This is a genomic window from Oleiphilus sp. HI0080 (genome assembly GCF_001635135.1).
Genome location: NZ_LWFU01000145.1, coordinates 1 through 492, shown reverse-complemented (window position 1 = coordinate 492; position 492 = coordinate 1). Strand labels below are relative to the sequence as shown.

The window sequence follows — 492 nt, the reverse complement described above, 5'->3', positions numbered from 1 at the left end:
ATTGTCGAAGTTGCCGAGCCAGACGTTGAGCAAGTTGCAGCACTGCTTGAAAAAGAAATGATGGATGCAGCAAAGCTCGATGTACCGCTGATTGTTGAAGCCGGAATTGGCGACAACTGGGACGAAGCGCACTAAGCGTAAACCGATAACGCGGCGTGATAAACGCCTTATCGCTAAACACACTTATTTTTGATCAATACATAGGCGCAGAACATGACGACATATACCGCAATAAACTTAGTCAAACGTCCTAAACCGGGCCCGCTCACTGCCGATGTATTTGAGGTTGTTGAAAAACACGTGCCGACGCTCGGCCAAGGTCAAATCCTAATCAAGCAAACACATATGTCGCTAGATCCCGCTATGTTTGGGTGGATGAGCGCAGACACCGAGAGTTATATCCCGCCTGTCGAGCTTGGCACGGTCATGCGTAGCTCGGGCGTTGGTGAGGTGATCGCGAGCGAAAACTCAAAGTTTGAAGTGGGTGATCGC

General features: G+C 49.8%; 1 pseudogene. It reads left to right on the top strand.

Annotation, left to right across the window (positions count from 1 at the left end):
- Positions 1-213 precede the first annotated feature (213 nt).
- Positions 214-492, top strand: a pseudogene (locus tag A3751_RS01745) (NADP-dependent oxidoreductase); the annotation flags it as partial.